This window comes from Aneurinibacillus danicus, assembly GCF_007991215.1.
In the GTDB taxonomy this organism is placed as follows: domain Bacteria; phylum Bacillota; class Bacilli; order Aneurinibacillales; family Aneurinibacillaceae; genus Aneurinibacillus; species Aneurinibacillus danicus.
In genome coordinates this window covers 1-4,426 of the sequence record NZ_BJXX01000113.1, presented here as the reverse complement: position 1 = coordinate 4,426, position 4,426 = coordinate 1, and the positions used below count along the sequence as shown (strand labels likewise).

Sequence of the window (4,426 nt, the reverse complement as noted above, 5' to 3'; positions counted from 1 at the left end):
GTATTTTCATATCGGGGTTGCGACTGATTGGCCATGGACGTTTTCTGAAGTTAGAAGTGGAGCGGTATCTTCCCCCTGCCTCTTGCTTAGCACAGAGCAAGCCTGCCGCGCATATTCTATAAGCAAAAGGGAGGGAAAACGCGATGGAGATATGGCCGATTTTTGGCATTACAGCTGCAGCCTACCTGATTGGCACCTGGCTTATGGTACAGGGCGGCACGCTTTTGTATGACCGTTCTCCCGCCAACCTTCGTTCGCTTGTATGCGCAAAGGGTGCTTCGGTGCCGGTTCTGTTCCTTTTCGAAAATCAGGAAGAGCAATTGGAATACGCCATTCGTTATGCCTTGTGGACATCTGTTACAGAAGGCGTTCCACTGCATATTTATTTACCGCCGCAGCAGGAAAATATAGCTCCGGTGCTGATGCTCATCCGACGGAACTGGCCGGATTTGCCGCTGGTGCAGACAGAAGTCCAACAGGACGCTTTTCCGCAGGGGGCCTGGGTTCTTGATTTACGCCATACGTGAGAAAATAAGAAAAAAGAAAGAGGGAAAGAAGAAAGAAGATCCGGGGAAGAAAAAGGCCTTCGCCTTTTTTCACATGGAAATCATTCCTTTGTTCTCTTTTTTCTTTTCCTTCGTACCGTAAAAAGGAAGCCGTCCTTTCATGTCGGGGTTACGGCTGAGAAAAGCCACGAGAGCTTTTTACAAGAACGAAAAGATCGTTATCGCAGAAGTATTCCGAAGACAACCAGCAGAATAATCAGGTAAGAAACCATAATGGCCTGCATCGTGCGAAAAAGGGACAGGTTTTTTTGCTTCTTCTTTTTAGCCTGTAATGTATGCAGCATATGCAGACTAAATTGGCGGCGTCGCTCTGCTTCTTGCTTGCGACGCAGAAGGATTAAGGCGCCAACGGCAGGCTCAAAGTGAGGATCTACCGATACGGCCCGCTCGTAATATTCCTGCGCCTGCTGCAAATAGCCCTGCTTTTCGTATTTGCGTCCTACATAGTATAAGGCCCGTACATTGTGACGGTTGCAGCGAAGCAATTTTTCATAATAAGCGGGATCTGTCGTATTAATGTACAGCGCATTCGCGTGTCGGTCGGGCATAATCTTTTTGGCGTGCTTAAGAAACATCTGGCGTGTATGGGAAACGTGCATGTTCGTATTCACCTCTTGTTCTTCATTCTGTCCGGTTCATTGCATTGGCAAACTTGAAATTATGACGAAATGGACACAAATTCAAAAAGCAAGCAAGAAAATTTTGTAAATTAAAAAAGGAAAATAATGGATTGTGTCGAAATGTAGACATACAGAAAATCAAGACTACAGGTTAAATAAAGGGAAAGAGGTGGAGTTGTATGAGAAAAAATTCACAAACAGAAGTGGACGAGTATGGGCGAGTATGGATTCCCGAAGAAATCAGGAAGGAGGTAGGCATTCATCCCAGTGACTTTGTTTTTATCGAAGTGCTGGAGAACGGGGAGGTTGCGATTCAGAAGTGTCCGGCCCCTGCTGCGCCGGAAGATATGAGTGAGTTGAACGTGCACTGCGAAATGGAATTTATAACGACAGTAGCGGAAGAAGAAGAGTCATATAAGCGTTTGTATGCAGCGGAGACAAACGGCGGAAAGTAACGATGCGTGAAGAACAAAAGCTGACGGTACTGCATCAATGCCTGCAGGGGCGCGCTTTGTTGGAAGAAGAGATTAAGAGGGCACTTCAACATCAGGAAAGCATAAAAAGTCGGTTTGAAGAACAAGAAATCGAGAGCTTGCTCGCAAAACTGGTCAGGGCAGGAAAAGCGGAGTGTAAACCAGGTATAGGGGTAGGGAGTAACGCTGGTTTGAACGCGGTCGCAAAAAGAAAAGGAGAAGAGTCTTCCTTCTCCTTCTCCTTTTCTTTTTCAAAGCTGTTTCGTTTATTTCAAAACAAAAAAGAAAGTGGAGCCCCTGCATACTTCTGCAATCGATGCGGCGCTTCCGGCAGAGATATTCATGTTATATACTGCCACCGTTGCGGAGGAGAATGCGGGTATTGTCGCCGTTGTTTGACGATGGGTAGGAGCAGCTGTTGTGCTAAGTATTACTTGTTTCCGTATGAGGCGCAGGCAATACAGGAAAAAAGGGTGCGTGTTGAGGATGCTTTAGCGCTTTATCCGCAGCTAACGGATGCCCAGCGTGCGGCGGCGAGCAGCATGCTTGAATTTTATGGGCGGGAGGCTCTGCATGCGCGAAGGGATTTTCTTGTCTGGGCTGTATGCGGGGCAGGGAAGACAGAGCTCATGTTTCCGTTGCTGCGGTATTTGTTGGCGAATGGCCGGTCCGCGCTGTGGGCGACGCCGCGCCGGGATGTCGTACTTGAACTGGCACCGCGCCTGCGCCGTGCGTTTCCGGAACATTTGCTTGCCGTACTGCACGGTAGCGCTCTCCCGCAGGAGAAATGGCGGCCGGCCCGTTTTGTGCTTGCGACAACGCACCAGGCGCTCCGGTTTTATCGCTGCTTTGATGCTGTGATTGTCGATGAGATCGATGCGTTTCCGTATACGTGTGACGATATGCTGCCGTTCGCTGTGGAGCGTGCCAGGAAAGTGCAGGGTAAGACAGTATATTTGACCGCCACGCCCCGTCCAGACCATCAGAGGCGAATGCGGAAACCAGGAAATAACAAGGATTTTCTTCCTCATGTCAAAATCCCGGTTCGATACCATGGTCATCCGCTTCCCGAACCGGAAATCCGCCGGGAAAGCAAACTAAACGATCGTTTAAATGCAAAAAGACCTATCCCTACCCTGCTTTTTTTCCTGGAGGAAGTCAGGAAACATGATTTGCCTGCGTTCATCTTCGTTCCTGCGATTCGTCAACTTCCTGTATTGTATGAATACATCGTTTTCTCTGACGAGAAGTGGCGGGACAAAATAGCCGCCGTCCATGCATCCGACCCGGAGCGGGAAGCGAAAGTCATAGCTTTGCGGGAAGGTCGCCTGCAAATATTGCTGACTACGACTATTATGGAACGCGGTGTTACACTCTCCGGAATTCAGGTGCTGGTATGCCAGGCGAATGCTCCTGTATTTGATGAAGCGGCGCTTATCCAGATTGCGGGAAGAGCCGGGCGCTCTGCCGCCGCGCCGCAGGGGACGGTAATTTTTATGGCGGAAGAAGTAACGGAGGCAATGAAGGCGGCCATCCGGCAGATTCGGGAGATGAATCGGCTGGCGCGAGAGCAGGGATATATACGGAAAGGGGGAATTCCGTGAGTGGCTGGCAGCGTGTGCTAAGAGGTATGTTGGATATTCTGTATCCGCCTCCCCCTCTTTGCGCCCTTTGCGAACGTCCATTGCGGCATTTTTTACAGGGTAGAGGGGCTGTGGAAGAGCCGTCTTTGCTTTGTGTTGCCTGCGAGAAGCAGTTTGCTTTTATTGCGGGAGAGATTTGCCATGTATGCGGTCGCCCATGGATAGGCGAAAGTTGCGGTGATTGTCTGCGTCGTAAGGAACGGGATTTTTTGTTTTCACGCAGCGCCGTTCGCTATAATGACAAGATGAAAGAATTGCTGGCGCGCTATAAATATCGGGGTGACCGGAAATTAGCGGAGGTTATGGCTTTTTTTCTGCAGCAGGCATGGCGATTGCATTATGCGGAAATGAAGGTTGATTGTCTTACGTATATTCCGCTGCATGAAGCGCGGTTGTTTGAACGCACGTTTAATCAGGCGGAAGAGATGGCCTGCTTACTGGGCAAGCGCGTCGGCGTACCGGTGTACGGCATGCTGGAGAGGAGAAAGGCTACAGAGAAGCAGAGCAAGAAAGACCGTGCCGGGCGTCTGCATGCACTGGAGAATGTATTTAGTTATGCCCCGTGTGGAAAATATGATTTGCCGGAACGCCCTGTGATAGTGCTGGTTGATGACGTGTATACTACCGGGACGACAGTCGCTGAAGCGGGACGGGCTATTAGGACAGGGATTTCCGGGGCACAGATATACGGGCTGACGGTGGCGCGATAAATATTTTACATGGGAAAGGTGCGTCTATGGTAAGATAAAAGGAATAGAAAAAGGCGAGGAGAGTAAAAATGAGCGAGCAGCTCGATAAAATTCTTGAGGCAATTACCGGTGTTCATGTGCGGATGGACCGTTTCGAAGTGGAGCAGAAAGCGTTCCGCACTGAGATGAATGAACGATTCGCTGCTGTAGATAAAAGATTTGAAGCGGTAGAGCAGCGGTTGGACACGATGGACCAGAGATTTGAAGCGGTAGAGCAGCGGTTGGATGCGATGGACCAGAGATTTGAAGCGGTAGAGCAGCGGTTGGATGCGATGGATCAGAGATTTGAAACGGTAGAGCAGCGGTTGGATGCGATGGATCAGAGATTTGAAGTAGTAGAGCAGCGGCTTGATGCAATTGACCGGAAGTTTGAGG

Annotated in this window: 5 protein-coding genes and 1 pseudogene; 5 read left to right on the top strand and 1 reads right to left on the bottom strand. The window is 49.6% G+C overall.

Going from position 1 to position 4,426, the window contains the following annotated elements; genetic code table 11:
• Positions 1–143: 143 nt before the first annotated feature.
• Complete coding sequence (locus tag ADA01nite_RS12500; RefSeq protein WP_146810337.1) at positions 144–527, top strand: hypothetical protein; 384 nt, start codon at positions 144–146, stop codon at positions 525–527.
• Between the two features lie 197 nt (positions 528–724).
• On the opposite strand, the gene ADA01nite_RS12495 is transcribed toward ADA01nite_RS12500, so the two are convergent.
• The gene (locus ADA01nite_RS12495; protein ID WP_146810335.1) at positions 725–1,165 is read right to left on the bottom strand and encodes a tetratricopeptide repeat protein; all 441 of its coding nucleotides are present in this window, start codon (positions 1,163–1,165) and stop codon (positions 725–727) included.
• Positions 1,166–1,365: 200 nt separating this feature from the next.
• Between ADA01nite_RS12495 and ADA01nite_RS12490 the strand changes: the two genes are divergently transcribed.
• The 4 genes and pseudogenes from ADA01nite_RS12490 to ADA01nite_RS12475 form a co-directional block, all read left to right on the top strand.
• Positions 1,366–1,641 carry an AbrB/MazE/SpoVT family DNA-binding domain-containing protein gene (locus ADA01nite_RS12490; protein ID WP_146810333.1) on the top strand — a complete coding sequence of 92 codons (276 nt, stop codon included), beginning with the start codon at positions 1,366–1,368 and terminating at the stop codon, positions 1,639–1,641.
• Positions 1,642–1,643: 2 nt separating this feature from the next.
• Positions 1,644–3,263, top strand: coding sequence for a helicase-related protein (locus ADA01nite_RS12485; RefSeq protein WP_146810330.1), 1,620 nt, complete (start codon positions 1,644–1,646; stop codon positions 3,261–3,263).
• Positions 3,260–4,012 (top strand): ComF family protein, encoded by a 753-nt coding sequence (locus ADA01nite_RS12480; protein ID WP_146810328.1) that lies wholly within the window; start codon positions 3,260–3,262, stop codon positions 4,010–4,012. The genes ADA01nite_RS12485 and ADA01nite_RS12480 overlap by 4 nt, the downstream gene beginning before the upstream one ends.
• A gap of 68 nt (positions 4,013–4,080) precedes the next feature.
• A pseudogene (locus ADA01nite_RS12475) lies at positions 4,081–4,426 on the top strand (hypothetical protein); the annotation flags it as partial.

What these genes read in the sequence shown, in the direction of transcription:
- ADA01nite_RS12490 (WP_146810333.1), top strand. Translation starts at nt 1,366, where the DNA reads ATGAGAAAAAATTCACAAACAGAAGTGGACGAGTATGGGCGAGTATGG.
- ADA01nite_RS12500 (WP_146810337.1), top strand. Translation starts at nt 144, where the DNA reads ATGGAGATATGGCCGATTTTTGGCATTACAGCTGCAGCCTACCTGATT.
- ADA01nite_RS12495 (WP_146810335.1), bottom strand. Translation starts at nt 1,165, where the DNA reads ATGCACGTTTCCCATACACGCCAGATGTTTCTTAAGCACGCCAAAAAG.
- ADA01nite_RS12485 (WP_146810330.1), top strand. Translation starts at nt 1,644, where the DNA reads ATGCGTGAAGAACAAAAGCTGACGGTACTGCATCAATGCCTGCAGGGG.